Raw genomic sequence first — 21410 nt, 5'->3', positions numbered from 1 at the left:
GAATCGCTCCCACTGGTGTCCATGAAGCTAGCGCCAAGTGCCGGTGAAGGACAGGGGAGTTGCTGACTTTCGCTCAACTGAACGCATCGAATCTTTTCGACTCTTCAAGCACCTTGACCCCTTGCACCCCCATCTCCACTATGGGAGCGCTCCCACTGGTTCAGGCCTTGACTTCTCCGAGCCGCAAGGAGGAACCAGCACGTGCATCCCCCACGCAGACGCAGAGCCCTACGACGGTTCTGGACGGCCGTCACGGCGGCCCTTGCGCTCCCCCTGACCATGCTGAGCGCGGCCTCAACTCCCGCTCAGGCAGCTGCCGTTCAGTGCAGTGTCGACTACCGGACCAACGACTGGGGCTCCGGCTTCACCGCGGACCTGACGCTCACCAACCGCGGCACCGACGTCATCGACGGCTGGACCCTGACGTACGGCTACACGGGCAACCAGAGACTCAGCAACGGCTGGAACGGCACCTGGTCCCAGTCGGGCCAGTCGATCACGGTGAAGAACGCCGGCCACAACGGGCGGATCGCCGCCGGAGCCGCGGTCACCACCGGCGCGCAGTTCGGCTACAGCGGCGCCAACGCCGCCCCCACGAACTTCGCGATCAACGGCACCAGCTGCACCGGCGCCCACCAGCCCCCCATCACCGTGCTGACCAGCCCGGCCGCTGGCGCCGTCTACTCGCAGGGCGACGCCGTCCCGCTCGCGGCCACCGCCGCTGCCGCGGACGGCGCGACGATCAGCAAGGTCGAGTTCTACGACAACACGACACTGCTGGGCACGGACACGACGGCGCCGTACTCGCTCTCGGCCTCGAGCTTGACCGTGGGCAGTCATTCGCTCCTGGCGAAGGGGTACGACAGCCTCGGCGCGTCCGCGGAGTCCACGCCGGTCGGCATCACGGTCGCCTTCGGTCCCGCCGTGGTGGCCACTCCCGCCCAACTCCCGGTCCAGCAGGGCAGGACGGCGACGTTCGAGCTGAAGCTGTCGACCCAGCCATCGGCCAATGTCACCGTCACAACCGCCCGCACGAGCGGCAACTCGGGCCTGTCGGTGACCGGCGGCGCCTCGCTCACCTTCACGCCCTCGAACTGGAACACCGCGCAGCGGGTCACCATCACCGCCGACAATTCCGGTACCGGCGCGGCGACTTTCGAGTCGACGGCCAACGGGCACGCGAAAGCGTCGGTCACGGTGACCCAGATCGCGGCGACGAAGGCGTACGACGCACGCTTCCTGGAGCTGTACGGCAAGATCACCGACCCGGCGAACGGCTACTTCTCGCCGGAGGGCATCCCCTACCACTCCATCGAGACGCTGATCGTCGAGGCGCCGGACCACGGCCACGAGACCACGTCCGAGGCCTACAGCTACCTTCTCTGGCTGCAGGCGATGTACGGCAAGGTCACGGGCGACTGGTCCAAGTTCAACGGCGCCTGGGAGATCATGGAGAAGTACATGATCCCGACCCACGCCGACCAGCCGACCAACTCCTTCTACAACGCCTCGAAGCCGGCGACGTACGCACCCGAGCTCGACACCCCGAACGAGTACCCGGCGAAGCTCGACGCGTCGGTCTCGGTCGGCTCGGACCCCATCGCCGGTGAACTGAAGAGCGCGTACGGCACGGACGACGTCTACGCCATGCACTGGCTGCAGGACGTCGACAACACCTACGGCTACGGCAACTCGCCGGGTAAGTGCGAGGCGGGGCCGGGCGACACGGGGCCGTCGTACATCAACACCTTCCAGCGCGGTGCGCAGGAGTCGGTGTGGGAGACGGTGCCTCAGCCGACCTGTGATCAGTTCAAGTACGGCGGAAAGAACGGGTACTTGGACCTCTTCACCGGTGACGCGTCGTACGCCAGGCAGTGGAAGTTCACCAACGCCCCGGACGCCGACGCCCGTGCGGTGCAGGCCGCGTACTGGGCCGACAAGTGGGCCGAGGAGCAAGGCAAGGGGGGTGACATCTCCGCGACCGTGGCGAAGGCCGCGAAGATGGGCGACTACCTGCGCTACGCGATGTACGACAAGTACTTCAAGAAGATCGGCAACTGCGTGGGGCCCGCCGGCTGCCCCGCCGGCACCGGCAAGGACGCCTCGCACTACCTGCTCTCCTGGTACTACGCCTGGGGCGGCGCCACCGACACCTCGGCGGGCTGGTCCTGGCGCATCGGCTCCAGCCATGCGCACGGCGGCTACCAGAACCCGATGGCCGCGTATGCACTCAGCGCGTATGCCGATCTGAAGCCCAAGTCGGCGACGGGGCAGGCGGACTGGGCCAAGTCGCTGGAGCGGCAGGTCGAGTTCTATCGCTGGCTGCAGTCCAGCGAGGGCGCGATCGCGGGCGGTGCGACCAACAGCTGGGCGGGCCGGTACGCGACCCCGCCGGCCGGGAAGTCGACCTTCTACGGCATGTACTACGACCAGCAGCCCGTCTACCACGACCCGCCGTCCAACCAGTGGTTCGGCTTCCAGGCGTGGTCGATGGAGCGGGTGGCCGAGTACTACCAGCAGACGGGGAACGCGGCCGCGAAGGGCGTCCTCGACAAGTGGGTCGACTGGGCGTTGTCCGAGACGACCGTCAATCCGGACGGTACGTACCGGATCCCGTCCACGCTCCAGTGGTCGGGGCAACCCGACACCTGGAACCCGTCAAGTCCGGGCGCGAACACCGGACTTCATGTCACCGTCGTCGACTACACCAACGACGTCGGCGTGGCGGCCGCGTACGCCAAGACCCTGACGTACTACGCCGACCGCTCGGGTGACACTGCGGCCGCGACGACGGCTAAGGCGCTGCTCGACGGCATGTGGGACAACCACCAGGACGACCTCGGCATCGCCGTCCCGGAGACCCGCGCCGACTACAGCCGCTTCGACGACGGGATCTACGTCCCGAGCGGGTGGAGCGGCACCATGCCGAACGGTGACGCGATCAACTCGTCGTCGACCTTCGACTCGATCCGGTCGTTCTACGAGGACGATCCGGCCTGGTCCAAGATCGAGGCGTATCTCGCGGGCGGGGCGGCGCCTTCGTTCACGTATCACCGGTTCTGGGCTCAGGCGGACATTGCGTTGGCCATGGGCTCGTATGCGGAGTTGCTCGAATAAGGGGCGCGGAGCGCCTTGGGGCGCGGGGTTGTCCGGCGACTGCAGGCCTTCTGCGGCTGTCGCGCGGTTCCCCGCGCCCCTTTCGGCGCGACCTTGCCCGGTGCTTGTACCTTCCCCCACATCGAAGGAGAGGACGCGTGCGAAGAACCCGCATCCTCACGGCCGTACTCGCATTCGCCGCCGGACTGCTCGCGGGCACTCCGCCCGCGCTCGCAGGCTCCGATGCTTCGAGGGAGGTGTCGATCAGCGCCGACACCTGCACCTGGGGGAACGCCCGCAACGGCCTCGGCGGCGCCTACCGCCGGCAGGAGTCGACGAAGACCTGGACGCCGCTGCTGGACTCGGTCGGCTGGGACGACTGGGGGCACACGGGTGTGGTGAGTCTGGCGTCCGACTCCGTGGACCCGGACAGGGTGTACGCGGCGGTAGGGATGTAGGCGGCTTCCAGGCCGACGTTCAGCTGTCCAACACCGGCTCAAGTGCCTGGAGCAGCTGGGCGCTTGACTGGTCCTTCGCTGACGGTCAGCGGATCACGCAGCTGTGGAACGCCGAGTACGCGCAGTCGGGCTCAGCCGTGACCATGAAGAACGTGGGCCGGAACGGGAACGTGGCGCCCGGGTCGTCCGTGGGCTTCGGGTTCACGGGGAGCTGGTCGGGGGCGAACGCCAAGCCGACGACGTTCGGGCTCGGGGCCGGAACTGGGCGGTGAGTTGAGTCAGGCCGAGGGCGGCGCGTGCCGTCGCAGGCGCGCGCCCTCCGTGCACTCCTACAGCTTCCACTCCCCGATCTGCTCAGCGAAGCCCGAGTCCATCCCGAAGGTGACAGTCGCCGCCTTCGACGCCTTCGGCACCTCGAACACGACCCAGCCCAGAGTCTTCGCGCCCGGCTTCAACCGGACGTCCGACGACATCGAGGGGCCGGCGGTGATGTCGGCGAGGACGGGCCCGAACTGCTGGCCCTGGTCATCCACGATCTTCGTCCCGTTGACCGGAGCATCGGAGTAGACCTTGGAGCCGGTGTTGACGAGTTGGAACTGCACGCCGATCCACCGGTTGCCGGACTCGGGGGCGAAGAACTCGTCACCGGACTTGGCGTTGTCGACGACCTTGACCACGGTGGCGTCGAGTCCGGTGCCACTGTCCGTGCCCTTGAGGGCGATCGTGTCGCCGACCTTGGCGACCTCGGGCGCGGCGCTGCTCTTCTCGGCGGTGGGCTCCTTCTCGTTGCCGCTGCCGGCCTTGGCAGAGGCGTTCGCCTTCGGCTTGTCGACGACTTCGTCGCCGGAGCCGCTGCCACAGGCGGACAGACCGAGCGCGGCGACGGCGACCGTCGCGGTGGCGACGAGACGAATGCGGGTGCGGGGGCGGTGGACCATGTTCTCCCCAGGTTTCGGTAGTACGCATGTGAAGGACCCGTGAAGAACACGAATGGTTGTACGGCTCATCGACCAAGACCCGAACCGTCGGAAACCCTAGGGAGTGCACATTCCCTTCACATGTGCTCTACGGTATTCCGCCTGTACTGGCATCACTCCGGGGGAATCAATGCGAACCCGCATCATTACCGCGACTCTGCTCTGTGCCGCCGCGGTCGGCGTCGTAGCCTGCCAACCATCCGAGGACAGCGAGTCGTCCGGCGCCGGCGCCACCTCGACAGCGTCCGCGGCCCCGACGAGCCGCCCGCCTTCGAGCGACGACAAGCCGGCCGAAGCCGAGAGGGCGACCGTCCCGAACTTCGTGGCAATGGGCCTGCAGTCCGCGCAGGACAAGGCACAGGAGCTCGGCTTCTACGCACTCACCTCGCACGACGCGCTCGGCCGGGACCGCATGCAGGCCTTCGACAGGAACTGGCAGGTCTGCAGCCAGAACGTCAAGGCCGGCACGTCGGTGTCGACGGACACGGAACTGGACTTCGGGGCGGTGAAGTTGGAGGAGAAGTGCCCGGCGAGGGAGGAGAAGGCGCCGTCGGCGGCGGGCGGCAGAATGCCGGACTTCAAGGGCAAGTCGGTGAAGGCTGCTCGGGCAGCTCTGGAGTCCGGCACGTCGATCACCGTCGATGACGCGAGCGGCGACGACCGTTGGGTACTGGTCGAATCGAACTGGCAGGTGTGCACGCAGTCCCCGGACGCCGGCTCCGCACTGAACGGGCGGCCCGTCACGTTCACCGCAGTCAAGTTCGACGAATCCTGCCCGTAGGCGAGACCGGTGAGACCGGCGGCCGTCGCGGAGAGTCGGACGGCCGCCGATCCATGTTCCAGTCGGGTCAAATCGCCCAAACTCAGGGCGTGTAGACCGTCGGCCTGGGCGCCGCGGCCATCCCGTTGCCTATGAAGAAGCTCGGGTGCGGCGGCTGGTTGTAAGCCGTGTTCTGCCAGGACAGGCCCGTGCGGTACATCGGGTCGTGGAGCAGGGTCGTGATCTTCGTGGTCGTCTCGTGCGGCGTCGAGTAGATCCTCAGCGCCGTGTTGCCGCTCGTGCGCCAGATGACCTCCTCGCGCCAGTCGCCGAGGATGTCGCCGGACAGGACGGGCGTGGCCTTCGTGCCGTTGTTGGAGGAGACGCCGGAGCCGGTGAGCAGGCGGGTGTCGGTCGACGTGCCGTACTTGTCGATGCGGGTGCCGTCGAGGAGTTCGCGGACGGGGTCGCCGTCCCACCAGGACAGGAAGTTGGCCGAGGACGGCTCGCGGCCCTTGGCGGCGCCGGCCTCGTCGCGGACGGAGGTGTCGGAGGCGGACCACATCTCGGCGCCGTCGTTGCCCGCCCAGATGTCCCCGGCGACTCCCCGGCCGTTGTCGCAGCAGGCGGCGAGCTTCCAGTTCACGGTGCCGTCGGCGGGGTTGATGTACAGCTCGGCCGGCTGGCCGGTCGACTCCGAGACCTTGAAGTACTCCAGGCCCGCGTGCGCGGGGTCGAGGTCGGCCAAGTGCTGGGCGTCGCCGTGGCCCGTCTTCGTGGTCCACAGGCCGTTGCCGTTGTCGTCGACGGCCATCGAGCCGTAGACGATCTCGTCCTTGCCGTCCCCGTCGACGTCCCCGACGGACAGACTGTGCGAGCCCTGTCCGTCGAATCCCTTGCCGCTGTTGGTGGAGGAGTTGGTGTCGAAGGTCCAGCGGCGTGTGAAGCTGCCGTTGCGCCAGTCCCAGGCGGCGATGACCGTGCGGGTGTAGTAGCCGCGGGCCATGATGAGGGAGGGTCGGGAGCCGTCCAGGTACGCGGTACCGGCGAGGAATCGGTCGACCCGGTTGCCGTACGAGTCGCCCCAGGACGAGACCGTGCCGCGAGCCGGGACGTAGTCGACCGTTCCCATCGCCTCGCCGGTCCGGCCATTGAACATGGTCAGGTATTCGGGGCCGGAGAGTACATAGCCGGACGAGTTCCGGTGGTCCGCCGACGAGCTGCCGATCACCCTGCCTGTGCCGTCCCGCGTGCCGTCGGCCGTCTTCATGGCGACCTCGGCCCTGCCGTCGCCGTCGTAGTCGTACACCTGGAACTGCGTGTAGTGCGCGCCCGAGCGGATGTTGCGGCCCAGGTCGACGCGCCACAGCCGGGTGCCGTCGAGCTTGATGCCGTCGACGATCGTGTTGCCGGTGTAGCCGGACTGGGAGTTGTCCTTGGCGTTGGTGGGCTGCCACTTGAGGACGAGGTCGAGAGCGCCGTCGCCGTCGAGGTCACCGACGGAGGCGTCGTTGGCCTCGTAGGTGTACGCCACTTGGTCGGGCGTCGTACCGCCGGCCGGCGGGCTGATCGGGACGTCCTTGTAGCCCGGGCGGAACTGGACGGCGTGGACCGAGTCGCCCTGCTCGACGCCGCCCACGATCGCGCGGACGGTGTAGTCGGCCTGCTCGGGGGCGCCGGAGTGGAAGTAGTTCGTGGAGCCGGTGATCGGGGTCGAGTTGACCTTCGTGCCGGCGCGGTAGACGTTGAAGGACACGTCGTTCGGGTCGGTGCCGAGCCAGCGCCAGCTGACCAGGTTGCCGTCGGCGGTGTGGACGCTGACCACCCCACGGTCCAGCTTCTCGACCTGGCGGGCGGTGGCGGCCTCGGCTGTTCCTGCGCCGTTCAGGGTGGTGAGCCCGGCGGCGGCCAGGGCTGCGGTGGCGAGGGTCGCGGCGAACGCGGCCCGGCGTCTGCGGTGCTTGCGCGGGTGCTGCACGTGACGTGCCTCCTCGGGAGGACGGACGGGTTCCGCTCCCTCAGTCGCCACCGTGCGTGCCGAAGTTGCCGTATCTCGCGGCCAGTTCGGCCACCGTCCGGGCGATCCTCTCGCGCAGTTCGGGTGGCTGGAGCACCTCGATGCCGGTGCCGAGGCGCAGGAACTCGGCGTGGGCGTGGTCGACGGACTCGATGGGGACGGTGACCCGTGTCCAGCCGTCCTCCTCCGTGCGCGCATCACCCCTCACCGACCCCGCGAGCTCGACGCCTGGCGCAAGCCGGACCACCGCCTCGTCCCGGCGCAGGCGGTCGCGGAAGTCGTGCTGGTACGCCGTCCAGTACGCGGGCAGGTCGAAGTCGACGGGTCGGGTGAACTCGGCCTCCGTGGTGGCGAGTTGGAGGATCTGATCGACGTGGTACGTGCGCGGTCCGGGGCCCGCGACGACGTACCAGCGGCCGGCCTTGAGGACGAGCCCGTACGGCTCCAGGCGCCGCTCCACGTCCGTGGGCGCACGCCAGCGGCGGTACAGGACCTGCAGGACACGGCTGTTCCAGACCGCGTCGGCCACCGCCGGGAGGTACGGCGTCTCGTCGGCGTCGGCGTACCAGCCGGGTGCGTCGAGATGGAAGCGGCCGCTGATCCGGTCGGCGTGGATGCGCAGTTCCGCGGGCAGCGCGGCACGCACCTTGAGCTGGGCCGCGGCCAGGACGGAGCCGAGGCCGAGTTGGGCGGCAGGGCCCGGGGCGCCCGCGAGGAAGAGGGCCTCGGCCTCGTCGGCGGTGAGCCCGGTGAGACGGGTGCGGTAGCCGTCGAGCAGGCGGTAGCCGCCGGCGTGGCCCGCGTCGCCGTACAGCGGAACTCCGGCCGCGCTCAGCGCCTCCACGTCCCGGTAGAGGGTGCGGACGGACACCTCCAGCTCCTCGGCGAGCTGGGCGGCGGTCATCCGACCCCGGGTCTGGAGGAGGAGCAGGATCGAGACCAGTCGGCTGGACTTCACTGACACAGGATGGCAGTGAAGCGGTCATAGCGTCCTGCCATGGCCCTTACGGAGAACCCCGCCTTCACCGAGAAACTGCTGACCGTACCGCCGCCGATCGAGGTGGCCGGGCGGCACATCAAGCGCTACCACGTCACCGCCGACCCGGCGGGCATCGCGCCCGAGGTCGAGAAGGCGGCGTACGCGATCCTGCCGGAGCTGCTGCCGGAGCCGGACGGCACTCCCCCGGCGACGTTCGTGGTCCTGCACCGGGGCGGCGACGACGGCGCCTATCTGAATGCCTACAGCTGGGTGTGGGACAACGTCCTGCACTTCAAGGGTGCGTCGGCGGGACAGCCGGTGCTCGGTTGCCCCGACCGCGACCCGACGCACTTCATCACGCCCGACCTGCCGTGGATCGGCTGCGTCTGGGAGCTCCCGCCGATCCTGCACGAACGGGACGCCTGGGTGCGGCACATGCTCGCGCCCGAAGTCCCTGATCTGACGGCCTACTTGGCCGATTCCCTGTCCGACGGCACCACTGGAGACCGCACATGAGCAGCCCGCACGACTTCGACTTCTTCCACGGCGACTGGGACGTCGTCAACCGCCGCCGCACGGACTTCCTCGACCCGGACAGCGACTGGGAGGAGTTCCCGGCGACCAGCCGCTGCCGGCCGCTGTTCGACGGCGCCGCCAACATCGACGAGGTCGACATGGCGCACCTGGGCTCGAAGGGGCTGACGCTGCGGCTCTTCGACCGGGCGACCGAGCAGTGGTCGCTGAACTGGTCCTCCAGCCGCACCGGCAAGCTGTTCCCGCCGGTGTTCGGGCGCTTCGAGGGCGAGCGCGGCGAGTTCCACGGCGACGACGTCCACGACGGCAAGGACGTACAGGTGCGGTTCGTCTGGTCGGGCGTCTCCGCCACCTCGGCACGCTGGGAGCAGGCGTTCTCCATGGACGGCGGTGAGACCTGGCTGACCAACTGGACCATGGACTTCACTCGGCCTTCCGGAACGCCCGGAGCGTGAACACCGGGTCCGGCCGGGGGCGGTCCTGGTCCGGGAGCCTCGCCAGACGGGCGACGAAGCCCTCGGCGAGGGTGCCGCCGGGCGGCACGGTGACGAACCAGCCCCGGCGCAGGTCGGCCACCGTACGGCGAGGGCTGCGGCCCTGGCCGTGACCGGTGAAGCCGGCCCCGCCGGCCGGGACCAGGCCGTGGCCGAGGGCGTGCGACTCGACGAGGTCCGCCGCGTCCCGGGCCGGGCGGGGCGGGCGGGAGGCCATGACGGCGTCGATGTCGCTGCCCACGTTGTGCGCGGCGCCCTTGTCGACCGTGGTGACGTAGACCCCGCCGGGCCGCAGCACACGGGCGCACTCGCCGACGATGGTCCGTACGTCCTGGTCGGACTGCGCGAGATGCAGCAACCACACGCTGGTGACGGCGTCGAAGCGGTCGGCCGGGAACGGCAGCCGGCGGCTGTCGGCGAGCAGCACGGCGCCGGGCAGGCGGGTGGCGGCCTGCCGGGCCATGGCGGGCGCGAGATCGACGCCGGTCACGGACAGGCCGTCCCGCCCGGCGGCGAGCCGCCGGGTCACGATGCCGGTGCCGCAGGCGACGTCGAGCAGCCGCCGGGTCCCGTCCGGCAGCAGGCCCAGCACCGCCTGGGCCGCGGCGGCCGCCCGGGGCTCGCCGCCGCGCGAGGCGTCGTACCGCTCGGCTTCCTTGTCGTAGTCGAGCACGCCCGTCACTGTGCCCCGTGGCCGGGGGCGAGCTCCTCGATCCTGTGGGCGAGTGCGAAGTCCCGCTCCGTCACGCCGCCCACGGTGTGGGTGTTCACGGTGAGGGACACCGTGTTGTAGCCGAGGGTGAGGTCGGAGTGGTGGTCGAGCTCCTCCTGGACCTGGGCGATGTGCACGACCATCGCCGTGGCCGCGAAGTGTGAGGCCAGCCGGTAGGAGCGGGCGATGCGGTCGCCGTCCGACGTCCAGCCCGGCAGCTCCGCGAGCCGGTCCTCGATCTCCTTCTGCGACAGCGGTTCGAGGGGCATGGCCTCGCTCCTTCCTGCACGGGAGGGTTCGTCTTCAGCCTGCCACAGCCTGCGCGCGGCGGCCCTGGTCAGACGGGTTCCCCAAGGCTCAGCGCCGCACGCCTTCGGCCGCCAGGTCGTCGGCCAGCGCGGCGATCTGCGCCCGGCCCTCGACGCGCTCCAGCCACTCGTGCGGCAGGCCGTGGTCGCCGTACCGGGCGCCCAGCAGGTTTCCGCAGATGGAGCCGGTGGAGTCGCTGTCGCCGGAGTGGTTGACGGAGAGCAGCAGAGCGTCCCGCACGGTGGGTGTGACAAGAGCGCAGTAGACACCGATGGCGAGCGCCTGCTCGGCGACCCAGCCCTCCCCCAGGGTCTCGACCTTCTCCGCGGTGGGTGCGCCCTGCCCGGCCAGGTCGACGGCCTCGGTGAGCGCGGCCGACGTCTCCTCGTGGCCGGGGTGGCGCGCCAGCAGCCGTAGCGTGCGCAGGACCGCGCCCTCCAGGGAGTCGCCCGCCACGAGGTGCGCCACGATCGCGGCCAGGGCCCCGGCCGCGTAGTAGCCGGTGGGGTGACCGTGGGTGATCTGGGCGGCACGGGCGGCCATGGCGAAGGCGCCGTCGGCGGAGTTCACCAGGCCGAAGGGTGCCGAGCGCATCACCGCGCCGCAGCCCTTGGAGTCGGGGTTGACCTCACCGGGCTTGCCGTCGAGCGCGAGCCCGGGGTCGGGTGCGTACAGCTGGGCGACCCCGGACACGCACGCGTTGCCGGGAGCCCGTCGGGCGTACAGCCACGCCTGGGTGATCAGACCGCCCTCGGGCGCGCCGCTCTGCGGCGGTGCGGCCTGCTCGGGGCCGGGGTGGCGCTGGGTCTCCAGCCAGCGTTCGTACGCCCAGCGCACCAGCATGACCCATCCGCCGCCGATGCCCTTGAGCCGCTCCCGTCGGTGGGCCTGGATCAGCGCCTCGGCGGTGAAGAGCGTCATCTGCGTGTCGTCGCTGATGCGGGCCACGTCGCTGTCCCCGGCGAACAGGGGTGCCGTCACTCCGCGCTCTCCGTTGGCGGCGCGGATCCGCTCCAGCGAGCTGAACTCGACCGGATAGCCGAGCGCGTCCCCGAGGGCCCCGCCGAGCAGACAGCCACGCACCCGGGCGCGGTACACGGCCTCGCCCGCCAGGGACGACATCCACGGCTCGTTCATTCGGCGCACTCCTCGACTACGGTCGTACTCATGACCATTGTCCCGTCCGGCAGCACCGAGCCCGCCAGCACCCCCTCCGGCCCGGGCGTCGGCCCGTTGCTGCGGGCCTGGCGGGAGCAACGGCGGGTCAGTCAGCTGGAGTTGGCGCTGCGGGCCGACTCCTCGGCGCGGCACATCAGCTTCATCGAGACGGGCCGTTCGCGGCCGAGCGAGGAGATGGTGCTGCGGCTCGCCGAGCACCTGGACGTGCCGGTGCGCGAGCGCAACGCGCTGCTGCTGGCCGCGGGCTACGCCCCGCGCTATCCGGAGACCCCGCTGGACGACCCGGCGCTGGACGCGCTGCGCGCGGGCATGGAACAGCTGATCCAGGGCTACGAGCCCTACCCGGCTCTCGTGGTGGACGCGATGTACAACGTCCACGCGGCCAACCGGGGCATCCTCATGATCCTCGACGGCATCCCGGAGCACCTGCTCGATCCCCCGCTGAACGCGATGCGCCTGACCCTGCACCCGGAGGGCCTCGCACCGCGCATCCGCAACCTGCGCGAGTGGCGCGGCCATCTCCTCGCGCAGATGGAGCGGCAGATCGCGCTGCACCGCTCCGAGCCGCTGCGCAAGCTGTACGAGGAGGTGGCCGCCTACCCGGTTCCGGAGGAGACGCCCGGCGCCGGGCCCACCGAGCCGGTCCCGTACTTCGCGCTGCCGATGCAGATCGAGCACGAGGGCCGTGTGCTGTCCTTCATCTCCTCCATCTCCACCTTCAACACCCCCATGGACGTGACCGTCGCCGAGCTGGCCATCGAGACGCTGCTCCCGGCCGACCCGGCGACGGTCAAGTACCTTCAGTCGCTAATGCCCTGACGGGTCTTCAGGGCCATGTGCTGCAGCACGGCGAACCCGGCGACGGTGAGCGCCTGCAGCACCGTCCACACGCCACCCGCGGTGGACGGCGACAGCCACAGCGCGAGGGCGGCGAGACTCAGCACACTCCAGGCGAGGTTGGCCTCGATCACGGCACGCACCGGGAGCGCGGCGGGGCGGGCACGCGAGGCGAGCAGGCCCACGGCGGCGGCGTACACGGTGAGGAAGGCACCGAGGGCGAGCAGCAGAGTGCTGTCGACCCCGAGCAGCCGTCCCAGCGGGCCGGACGCGACGAGATAGCCGAGCCCGTTGGCCCCGGTCACCACCGCGTCCAGGGCCAGGAAGCGGCGCAGCACGGTCTGCGGGTCGGAGGTCCGGGCGAGCGCGGTGAGCGAGGTGGCGGACATGACGAATCACCCTCCGTCGAGGTCGGATTGCGGCGGACCCGAATCCCGGGCCGGAGTGCGCCGACCCGGAACCCGGTGCCCCAACGGTCTCGCGGAGCGGCGGGACGGTCGATTACCTGCGGGGTAATGGCAACGCCTGCTCAGGGGCGCGGGGAACTGCGCGAGCGACCACGACGGACCGTCAGGCCGCAGACCACACCGACCACCCCATGGCCAACCGGAACGTGGCACACTGCACCCCGTACTTTCGGCGCGTAGGGGAGGCGTGGCGTGAGTGAGCGGCGGCCCGCGCCGACCGTGGGTCAAGTGGTGCTCGGCAGGCGCCTGCAGGAGCTGCGGGAGGCGGCCGGGCTGGGACGCGACGAGGCCGCACGCGTGCTGCGCGTGGCCGCGGCGACCGTACGGCGGATGGAGACGGCCGAGGTCGCGCTGAAGATCCCGTACGTACAGGTGCTGCTGGAGACCTACGGCGTGCCGGAGGACGAGGCGGCGGCGTTCGTCTCGCTGGCCGAGGAGGCCAACCAGCCGGGCTGGTGGCAGCGGTTCCACGACGTGCTCCCGGACTGGTTCAGCCTGTACGTGAGCCTGGAGGGCGCCGCCCGCATCGTCCGCTCCTACGAGCCGCACTTCGTGCCCGGCCTGCTGCAGACCGAGGAGTACGCGCGCGCCGTGCTGGAGGCGGGCACGATCGGCCAGACGGGGCCGGAGACCATCGAGCGGCATGTGTCGCTGCGCCTGGAACGGCAGCGGCTGCTGGAGCGCCCGGACCCGCCGCACCTGTGGGTGATCATGGACGAGACGGTGCTGCTGCGTCCGGTGAGCATCCGCGGCGAGGTGATGCGCGACCAGCTGGACAAGCTCCTGGGGTTCGCCGAGCGCGATCGCGTCACGCTGCAGATCGCCGAGTTCGCCTCGGGCCCGCATCCGGGGACGTACGCGCCCTTCACCCTGTTCCGTTTCGCCGAGCCCGAGCTGCCCGACATGGTCTACACCGAGTACCTGACCGGCGCCCTGTATCTGGACTCCCGCAAGGAGGTCGCCGCACATCTGGAGGTCCTGGACCACATGTCGACGGCCGCCGCGTCGGCCGAGCGCACCAGGAAGATCCTGCGGGAACACCGCAAGGACTGTTGAGGCCAAGGGCCGCGAAGGCCATCGATCCCCGAGGAGAACACATCGCATGACCGGTTCCGAGGCCGCGCCCACCCGCGTCGACACCAGCCGGCCGCACCCGGCCCGCGTCTACGACTGGTGGCTCGGCGGCAAGGACAACTACCCGGTGGACGAGGAGCTGGCCCGGAAGATCCTCGCCGTGGACGGCACGGTCCTGCGCGGGGCCCGCGCCAACCGCCGCTTCATGCACCGTGCCGTGCGCACCGTCGCCGAGGCCGGGATACGCCAGTTCCTGGACATCGGCACGGGCATCCCCACCGAGCCCAATCTGCACCAGGTGGCGCAGGGCGTCGCCGCGGAGTCCAAGGTCGTGTACGCGGACAACGACCCGATCGTGCTGCGGCACGCGGAGGCGCTGCTGCACGGGTCGGGAGAGGGCAGCACCGACTATGTGCACGCCGACGTCCGTGACGTCGACACGCTGCTGGGCCGGGCCGGGGAGTCCCTGGACCTCGGCCGGCCGGTGGCGCTGTCACTGGTCGCGCTGACCCACTACCTGGGTGACGACCCCGACGGCGACGACGTGTACGGCCTGCTGGAGAGGTACGTCGCCGCGCTCGCCCCGGGCAGCTATCTGATCCTCTCCCAGGTCACCCCGGACCTCAGCCCGGCGGCCATCGAGAAGGCGGCGAACCACTTCCGGCACAGCGGCACCCCGTTCTTCCCCCGGTCGCTGCCCGAGTTCTCCCGCTTCTTCGACGGTCTCGAGCTGCTCGGCCCCGGCGTCATCCCGGTCTACGGCTGGCGGCCGGAGGCGGCGGACGTGGCGGCCCAGGCGGAGGGCATCGTGCCGGTGTACGCGGGGGTCGCGCACAAGCCCTAGCCGTACGGGTGCCCGGCGACGGTTACCCGTACGGGTGCGGTGAAGGGGTGCGCTCCCGCGCCCCGTCCTAGGTTCGGGACCAGAGCCCCGGCCTCCGGGCAAGCAAGGGAGCGCCTGTGACCGACACGCGGATACCCGCCGTCCCGCCCGCCGAGCCGGGCGCGGCGCTGCTCAAGGCGGGCAGGTGGTTCCGGCCTGGCACGCCCGCGCCCGATCTGCACAGCGTCGCGCTGACGGGCGGGCGCGAGGCGGACGCCTTCTACCGGGACCGGTGGAGCCACGACAAGGTCGTGAACTCCACGCACGGCGTGAACTGCACGGGCTCGTGCCGCTGGCAGGTGTACGTCAAGGACGGCATCATCACCTGGGAGACCCAGCAGACCGACTATCCGAGCGTCGGCCCCGACCGCCCCGAGTACGAGCCCCGCGGCTGTCCCCGGGGCGCCGCCTTCTCCTGGTACACCTACTCCCCCACCCGGGTCCGCCACCCGTACATCAGGGGCGTCCTCCTGGAGATGTACCGGGAGGCGAAGCAACGCCTGCGCGATCCGGTCCTGGCCTGGGCGGACGTCGTGAACGACCCCGAGCGCCGCCGCCGTTACCAGCAGGCGCGCGGCAAGGGCGGTCTGGTGCGGGCGAGTTGGGACGAGGCGATCGAGATCGTCGCCGCCGCGCACGTCCACACCATCAAGACGTACGGCCCGGACCGCATCGCCGGCTTCTCCCCCATCCCCGCGATGTCGATGGTGTCGCAGGCGGCGGGCGCCCGCTTCCACTCCCTCATCGGCGCCCCGATGCTCTCCTTCTACGACTGGTACGCCGATCTGCCGGTCGCCTCCCCGCAGGTCTTCGGCGACCAGACCGACGTACCGGAGTCCGGCGACTGGTGGGACGCCGCGTATCTGATCATGTGGGGCTCGAACGTCCCGGTGACCCGGACGCCCGACGCGCACTGGATGGCGGAGGCCCGCTACCGGGGCCAGAAGGTCGTGGTGGTCGCCCCCGACTACGCCGACAACGCCAAGTTCGCCGACGAGTGGCTCCACCCGCACCCCGGCACGGACGGCGCGCTGGCCCTCGCCATGGGGCACGTCGTCCTCAAGGAGTTCTTCGTCGACCGCGAGACGCCGTTCTTCGCGGACTACGTGCGGCAGTTCACCGACCTGCCCTTCCTGGTCACGCTGGAGGAACGGGGCGGCGCCTACGTCCCGGCGAAGTTCCTGCGCGCCTCGGACCTGGGCCAGGAAGGCGCGAGCGCGGAGTGGAAGACGGTCGTGCTGGACGCCGCCACGGGACGCGCGGTCGCCCCGAACGGCTCCCTGGGCTTTCGCTGGTCCGAGTCGGGCATGGGCAAGTGGAATCTCGAACTCGGCGACATACGCCCGCAGTTGAGCCTGTACGGCAGTGAGGTCGCCGCGGGTGTCGAGGTGCTGCTGCCACGCTTCGACACGGAGGGCGGGGCGCACGGGCAGGGGCGCGGGGACGTCGTGAGGCGCGGTGTCCCGGCAACGAAGCTCGGCGGCGCGCAGGGGCCGCTGGTGACGACGGTCTTCGATCTGCTGCTGGCGCAGTACGGGGTGGCGCGGGAGGGCCTGCCCGGCCGTTGGCCCGTGTCGTACGACGACCGCGACGCGCCCGGCACCCCCGCCTGGCAGGAGGCGCACACTTCGGTCCCGGCCGCCAAGTGCGTACGCATCGCCCGGGAGTTCGCGCGGACCGCCGAGCGGTCGAAGGGCCGCTGCATGATCCTGATGGGAGCCGGCACCAACCACTGGTTCCACTCCGAGACGATCTACCGCGCCTTCCTCGCCCTGCTCCAGCTCACCGGCTGCCAGGGCCGCAACGGCGGCGGCTGGGCGCACTACGTGGGCCAGGAGAAGTGCCGTCCGGTGACCGGCTGGGCGACGCTCGCCTCGGCGTCGGACTGGTCGCGGCCGCCGCGCCAGATGATCGGCACGGCGTACTGGTTCCTCAACACCGACCAGTGGCGCTACGACCGTTTCACGGCCGACGTGCTCGCCTCGCCGCTCGGCACGGGCCGGTTCCGGGGGATGACGGGCGCGGACTGTCTCGCGCTGTCGGCGCGGACGGGGTGGATGCCGTCGTATCCGACCTTCGACCGCAATCCGCTGGAGCTGGGCGAGGTGTTCGGTGATCCGGTGTCGCGGGTGGTGGCCGAACTGCGCGCGGGGACCCTGAAGTTCGCCTGCGAGGACCCGGACGCGCCGGAGAACTGGCCGCGGGTGCTCACGCTGTGGCGGGCCAACCTGCTGGGCTCGTCGGCGAAGGGCGCCGAGTACTTCACGCGGCACCTGCTCGGCACGCACTCGTCCCTGCAGGCAGAGGAAGCCCCCGAGGACGTCCGGCCGCGGGATGTGACCTGGCACGACGAGGCGCCCGAGGGCAAGCTCGACCTGCTGCTGTCGCTGGACTTCCGGCAGACGTCGTCCACGCTGCTGTCGGACGTGGTCCTGCCCGCCGCGACCTGGTACGAGAAGCACGACCTGTCCAGCACGGACATGCACCCCTTCGTGCACTCCTTCACTCCGGCCGTGGACCCGCCGTGGCAGGCCCGCACCGACTTCGACGCGTTCAAGGTGCTGGCGGAGCGGCTGAGTGAGCTGGCCGTCGGTCATCTGGGGGTGCGCAAGGACCTGGTGGTGACCCCGCTCCAGCACGACACCCCGGGCGAGATGGCCCAGCCGGGCGGGGTCGTCCTGGACTGGAGGCGCGGGGAGTGCGATCCGGTGCCGGGGAAGACGATGCCGAACCTCACCGTGGTGGAGCGGGACTACACGGCGATCGGCGCCAAGTTCGCCGCGCTCGGGCCGCTGGCGGAGCAGCTCGGCCTGCCCGCCAAGGGCATCACGCTGAAGCCGGACGAAGAGGTCGAGGACCTCCGGCACCTGAACGGTGTGACACCCGACGGCCGGCCCCTGCTCGATACGGCCGTGAAGGCCGCGAACACCATCCTCGCCCTGTCCGGCACCACCAACGGGCGCCTCGCCACGCAGGGCTTCCGCACGCTCGAGGCCCGTACCGGGCAGGAGATGGCGCACCTGGCGGCCGAGCACGAGGGCAAGCGGGTCACGTACGCGGACACCCAGGCGGCGCCCGTCCCGGTGATCACCTCACCGGAGTGGTCGGGCAGCGAGTCGGGCGGGCGGCGCTACACCGCCTTCATCCTCAACACCGAGCACCTCAAGCCCTGGCACACCCTCACCGGCCGCCAGCACTTCTTCCTCGATCACGACTGGATCCACGAGCTGGGCGAGGCACTTCCCGTCTACCGGCCGCCGCTGGACATGAACAAGCTGTTCGGCGAACCGCGCCTGGGACCGGACGGGCAGAAGGAGGTGACGGTCCGGTACCTCACCCCGCACAACAAGTGGTCCATCCACTCCGAGTACCAGGACAACCTGTTCATGCTGGCGCTCTCCCGGGGCGGCCAGAACATCTGGATGTCCCCGCAGGACGCGGACGCGATCGGCGTCGTGGACAACGACTGGGTGGAGGCGGCCAACCGCAACGGCGTGGTCGTCGCCCGGGCCGTCGTCTCGCACCGGATGCCGCCCGGCACCGTCTACATGCACCACGCGCAGGAACGCACGGTCGCCGTCCCGAAGACGGAGGCCACCGGCAGGCGCGGCGGTATCCACAACTCGCTCACCCGGCTGATCCTCAAGCCGTCCCATCTCGTCGGCGGGTACGCCCAGCTGTCCTGGGCGTTCAACTACCTGGGCCCGACGGGCAATCAGCGCGACGAGGTGACGGTGATCCGCCGCCGCAGCCAGGAGGTCGAGTACTGATGCGTCCGATGGCCCAGATCGCGATGGTGATGAACCTCGACAAGTGCATCGGCTGTCACACCTGCTCGGTCACCTGCAAGCAGGCGTGGACCAACCGCCGGGGCATGGAGTACGTCTGGTTCAACAACGTCGAGACCCGCCCCGGCCAGGGCTACCCCCGCCGCTACGAGGACCAGGAGCGGTGGCGCGGCGGCTGGGAGCTGAACCGGCGCGGGGCCCTGAAGCTGAAGGCGGGCGGCCGCTTCCGCAAGCTCGCCGGGATCTTCTCCAATCCCGAACTCCCGGAGATCAAGGACTACTACGAGCCCTGGACGTACGACTACAAGAACCTCACCGACGCCCCGCTCGGCGACGACTACCCCGTCGCCCGGCCGATCTCGGAGCTCGACGGCAAACCGATGAAGATCGAGTGGTCGTCGAACTGGGACGACAACCTCGCCGGCGCCCCGGCCTACGGCGACCTCGACCCGATGGTGGAGCGGGCACGCACGCAGGCCTCCGAGAAGGTGCGCTTCGAGTTCGAGCAGACCTTCATGTTCTATCTGCCGCGCATCTGCGAGCACTGCCTCAACCCGTCCTGCGTGGCCTCGTGCCCGTCGGGGGCGATGTACAAGCGGGCGGAGGACGGCATCGTCCTCGTCGACCAGGACCGGTGCCGGGGCTGGCGGATGTGCGTGACGGGATGCCCGTACAAGAAGGTGTACTTCAACCACGCCACCGGCAAGGCGGAGAAGTGCACGATGTGCTACCCGCGGATCGAGGTCGGTCTGCCGACGGTCTGCTCGGAGACGTGCGTGGGCCGGCTGCGCTATCTCGGGGTGGTGCTGTACGACGCCGACAGGGTGACCGCCGCTGCGTCGGTGCGCAGCGAACGGGATCTGTACGAGGCGCAGTTGGGTGTCTTCCTCGATCCCGAGGACGCCGGGGTCCGGCACGCGTGCGACGCGGCGGGGATTCCGTACGACTGGGTGGAGGCGGCGCGCCGCTCCCCCGTGCACGCGCTGATCAGCAAGTACCGGGTGGCGCTGCCGCTGCATCCGGAGTACCGGACGATGCCGATGGTCTGGTACATCCCGCCGCTCTCCCCGGTGGTGGACGTGCTGACGGAGACCGGGCACGACGGTGAGGACGTGGGGAACCTGTTCGGCGCGATCGACAGCCTGCGCATTCCGCTGGAGTACCTGGCGGAGATGTTCACGGCCGGCGCCATCGGCCCGGTCCGGTCCTCGCTGGAGAAGCTCGCCGCGATGCGCTCCCACATGCGGGCGATCAACCTCGGTGAGGAGCCGGATCCCTCGGTGTCGGCCGCCGTCGGCATGGAGGCCCACGAGATCGAGGAGATGTACCGGCTGCTGGCGATCGCCAAGTACGAGGACCGGTACGTGATTCCGACGGCCGCCGTGGCGGACGCCCGGCACCTGGAGGAGTCCGCGCTGCCGCAGGGGTGCAGCCTCGACTACGACGGCGGGCCCGGGATGGGCGGGGACGGCCCCTTCGGCCAGGACTCGGGCCGCAAGCTGCTGCCGCTGGTGACGGTGGAGAACTTCCACGCCCTGCGCAAACGGCAGACGGCGGACCGCGCGGCCGACCTGCCCCCCACAGCCCCCATGGCCCAATCAGCCGACACAGCCGAGACCGAGGAGGCATGATGCCGTCCTTCGAGGTGCTGTACCAGGCGGCCGCACTCTGCCTGACCTACCCCGACGACGACTTCCGCGCCCGCCTGCCGCTGCTGCGCGAGGCGGCCCCGCAGCTACGGGAGTTCACCGACCACGCGGCCCTCACACCCCCGCAGGAACTGGCCGCCCACTACGTCCAGGTCTTCGACTTCAAGAACCGCCACAGCCTGTATCTGAGCTGGTGGCGCGACGGCGACACCCGGCGGCGCGGCATGTCGCTGCTGCGCTTCAAGGAGCTCTACCGCGCCCACGGCCTGGAGTTCACCGGCGAGGAACTGCCCGACTTCCTGCCCGCGGTACTGGAGTTCGCGGCCCGCACCGGCGACACCGGCCTCCTGCTGGAACACCGGGACTGTCTGGAGGAGCTCCGCGCCCGGCTCACCGACTTCGGCACACCGTACGCGTCCGTCCTGGACGCCGTGTGCGCCACACTGCCGACCGCACAACCGGGGGCACGCCCATGACCACACTGCTGTGGGGCGTCCTGCCCTACGTCGTCTTCGCCCTGCTCGTCGCCGGTCTGATCTGGCGCCACCGCTACGACCGCTTCGGCTGGACCACGCGCTCGTCCCAGATCTACGAGTCGAAGCTCCTGAACATCGCCTCGCCCGCCTTCCACTACGGCATCCTGTTCGTGCTGGTCGGCCATCTGGTGGGCCTGTTCGTCCCGGAGTCCTGGACGGACGCGCTCGGCGTCAGCGAGCACACGTACCACCTGTTCTCCCTCTACGGCGGCACGGCCGCGGGGGTGCTGACGGTCGTCGGGATCGTCCTGCTGATCTACCGCCGCCGCACGAAGGCACCCGTGTTCCGGGCGACCACGGCCAACGACAAGATCATGTACGTCGTGCTGGCGGCGGCCATCGTGATGGGCATGGTCGCCAAGCTGTCCCACTCCTCCGGCGACGGCTACAACTACCGCGAGTCCATCGCCCCGTGGGCCCGCAGTCTCTTCACCCTCCAACCGGACCTCGACCGGATGGCGGGCGTGCCGGTGCTGTACGAGGTGCACGCGGTGATCGGCATGGTGCTCATCGCGCTGGTGCCGTACACCCGACTGGTCCACATGTTCAGCGCGCCGGTGCAGTACCTGTTCCGGCCGTATGTGGTGTACCGCAGCCGGGACCCCAGGCAGTTGGGGCCCCGGCCGGAGCGGCGGGGCTGGGAGAAGACCGGGTCCTGAGC

Annotated in this window: 19 protein-coding genes and 1 pseudogene; 13 read left to right on the top strand and 7 right to left on the bottom strand. The window is 70.3% G+C overall.

Annotation, left to right across the window (positions count from 1 at the left end; translation table 11 throughout):
• Positions 1-201 precede the first annotated feature (201 nt).
• The 3 genes and pseudogenes from ACZ7M7_RS12775 (at position 202) to ACZ7M7_RS12765 (ending at position 3826) form a co-directional block, all read left to right on the top strand.
• A complete protein-coding gene (locus ACZ7M7_RS12775; protein ID WP_472115603.1) occupies positions 202-3117 on the top strand; it encodes a glycoside hydrolase family 48 protein in 2916 nt (971 codons plus the stop codon).
• Between the two features lie 137 nt (positions 3118-3254).
• A pseudogene (locus ACZ7M7_RS12770) lies at positions 3255-3548 on the top strand (xyloglucanase); the annotation flags it as partial.
• Positions 3440-3826, top strand: coding sequence for a cellulose binding domain-containing protein (locus ACZ7M7_RS12765; protein WP_472116634.1), 387 nt, complete (start codon positions 3440-3442; stop codon positions 3824-3826). The pseudogene ACZ7M7_RS12770 and the gene ACZ7M7_RS12765, both read left to right, overlap by 109 nt.
• Positions 3827-3883: 57 nt before the next feature.
• On the opposite strand, the gene ACZ7M7_RS12760 is transcribed toward ACZ7M7_RS12765, so the two are convergent.
• Positions 3884-4492 (bottom strand): DUF4352 domain-containing protein, encoded by a 609-nt coding sequence (locus ACZ7M7_RS12760; protein ID WP_472115600.1) that lies wholly within the window; start codon positions 4490-4492, stop codon positions 3884-3886.
• A 169-nt stretch (positions 4493-4661) separates the two neighbouring features.
• Between ACZ7M7_RS12760 and ACZ7M7_RS12755 the strand changes: the two genes are divergently transcribed.
• Positions 4662-5312 carry a PASTA domain-containing protein gene (locus ACZ7M7_RS12755; protein ID WP_472115597.1) on the top strand — a complete coding sequence of 217 codons (651 nt, stop codon included), beginning with the start codon at positions 4662-4664 and terminating at the stop codon, positions 5310-5312.
• A gap of 82 nt (positions 5313-5394) precedes the next feature.
• Here the strand turns inward: ACZ7M7_RS12755 and ACZ7M7_RS12750 are convergent, their stop codons facing one another.
• Positions 5395-7269 (bottom strand): rhamnogalacturonan lyase, encoded by a 1875-nt coding sequence (locus tag ACZ7M7_RS12750; protein ID WP_472115594.1) that lies wholly within the window; start codon positions 7267-7269, stop codon positions 5395-5397.
• Between the two features lie 40 nt (positions 7270-7309).
• On the bottom strand, positions 7310-8266 hold the full coding sequence (locus ACZ7M7_RS12745; RefSeq protein WP_472115591.1) for a helix-turn-helix transcriptional regulator: 957 nt from the start codon (positions 8264-8266) through the stop codon (positions 7310-7312).
• Positions 8267-8305: 39 nt separating this feature from the next.
• Between ACZ7M7_RS12745 and ACZ7M7_RS12740 the strand changes: the two genes are divergently transcribed.
• Positions 8306-8803 carry a hypothetical protein gene (locus ACZ7M7_RS12740; RefSeq protein WP_472115588.1) on the top strand — a complete coding sequence of 166 codons (498 nt, stop codon included), beginning with the start codon at positions 8306-8308 and terminating at the stop codon, positions 8801-8803.
• Positions 8800-9276, top strand: a complete 477-nt coding sequence (locus ACZ7M7_RS12735) for a hypothetical protein (RefSeq protein ID WP_383601029.1) — start codon at positions 8800-8802, stop codon at positions 9274-9276. The genes ACZ7M7_RS12740 and ACZ7M7_RS12735 overlap by 4 nt, the downstream gene beginning before the upstream one ends.
• Here the strand turns inward: ACZ7M7_RS12735 and ACZ7M7_RS12730 are convergent.
• The 3 genes from ACZ7M7_RS12730 to ACZ7M7_RS12720 all read right to left on the bottom strand — a co-directional run bounded on the left by ACZ7M7_RS12730 (position 9245) and on the right by ACZ7M7_RS12720 (position 11473).
• Entirely contained in the window at positions 9245-9988 is a 744-nt protein-coding gene (locus tag ACZ7M7_RS12730) for a class I SAM-dependent methyltransferase (RefSeq protein WP_472115585.1), read from the bottom strand. The genes ACZ7M7_RS12735 and ACZ7M7_RS12730 overlap by 32 nt on opposite strands.
• A 5-nt stretch (positions 9989-9993) precedes the next feature.
• Positions 9994-10296 (bottom strand): 4a-hydroxytetrahydrobiopterin dehydratase, encoded by a 303-nt coding sequence (locus ACZ7M7_RS12725; RefSeq protein WP_328878131.1) that lies wholly within the window; start codon positions 10294-10296, stop codon positions 9994-9996.
• An 88-nt stretch (positions 10297-10384) separates the two neighbouring features.
• On the bottom strand, positions 10385-11473 hold the full coding sequence (locus ACZ7M7_RS12720; RefSeq protein ID WP_472115582.1) for an ADP-ribosylglycohydrolase family protein: 1089 nt from the start codon (positions 11471-11473) through the stop codon (positions 10385-10387).
• Positions 11474-11503: 30 nt separating this feature from the next.
• Here ACZ7M7_RS12720 and ACZ7M7_RS12715 point away from each other — a divergent pair, with 30 nt between their 5' ends.
• Positions 11504-12334, top strand: coding sequence for a helix-turn-helix domain-containing protein (locus tag ACZ7M7_RS12715; protein WP_472115579.1), 831 nt, complete (start codon positions 11504-11506; stop codon positions 12332-12334).
• Here ACZ7M7_RS12715 and ACZ7M7_RS12710 read toward each other — a convergent pair.
• Positions 12316-12741: a hypothetical protein gene (locus ACZ7M7_RS12710; RefSeq protein WP_472115576.1), complete on the bottom strand. Its 426-nt coding sequence runs from the start codon at positions 12739-12741 to the stop codon at positions 12316-12318. The genes ACZ7M7_RS12715 and ACZ7M7_RS12710 overlap by 19 nt on opposite strands.
• A 270-nt stretch (positions 12742-13011) precedes the next feature.
• Here ACZ7M7_RS12710 and ACZ7M7_RS12705 point away from each other — a divergent pair, with 270 nt between their 5' ends.
• The 6 genes from ACZ7M7_RS12705 to narI all read left to right on the top strand — a co-directional run bounded on the left by ACZ7M7_RS12705 (position 13012) and on the right by narI (position 21408).
• Positions 13012-13875 carry a helix-turn-helix domain-containing protein gene (locus tag ACZ7M7_RS12705; RefSeq protein ID WP_472115573.1) on the top strand — a complete coding sequence of 288 codons (864 nt, stop codon included), beginning with the start codon at positions 13012-13014 and terminating at the stop codon, positions 13873-13875.
• Positions 13876-13921: 46 nt separating this feature from the next.
• The gene (locus ACZ7M7_RS12700) at positions 13922-14737 is read left to right on the top strand and encodes an SAM-dependent methyltransferase (RefSeq protein WP_472115570.1); all 816 of its coding nucleotides are present in this window, start codon (positions 13922-13924) and stop codon (positions 14735-14737) included.
• Between the two features lie 116 nt (positions 14738-14853).
• Complete coding sequence (locus ACZ7M7_RS12695) at positions 14854-18546, top strand: nitrate reductase subunit alpha (protein ID WP_472115567.1); 3693 nt, start codon at positions 14854-14856, stop codon at positions 18544-18546.
• A complete protein-coding gene (narH, locus tag ACZ7M7_RS12690; RefSeq protein ID WP_472115564.1) occupies positions 18546-20195 on the top strand; it encodes a nitrate reductase subunit beta in 1650 nt (549 codons plus the stop codon). Before ACZ7M7_RS12695 ends, narH begins: the two co-directional genes overlap by 1 nt.
• Complete coding sequence (narJ, locus tag ACZ7M7_RS12685; protein ID WP_383601053.1) at positions 20195-20689, top strand: nitrate reductase molybdenum cofactor assembly chaperone; 495 nt, start codon at positions 20195-20197, stop codon at positions 20687-20689. The genes narH and narJ overlap by 1 nt, the downstream gene beginning before the upstream one ends.
• A complete protein-coding gene (narI, locus tag ACZ7M7_RS12680; RefSeq protein ID WP_472115561.1) occupies positions 20686-21408 on the top strand; it encodes a respiratory nitrate reductase subunit gamma in 723 nt (240 codons plus the stop codon). The genes narJ and narI overlap by 4 nt, the downstream gene beginning before the upstream one ends.
• Positions 21409-21410 lie beyond the last annotated feature (2 nt).

This window comes from Streptomyces sp. NPDC111606 (assembly GCF_055656945.1).
This window is presented reverse-complemented; position numbering and strand designations above follow the sequence as displayed.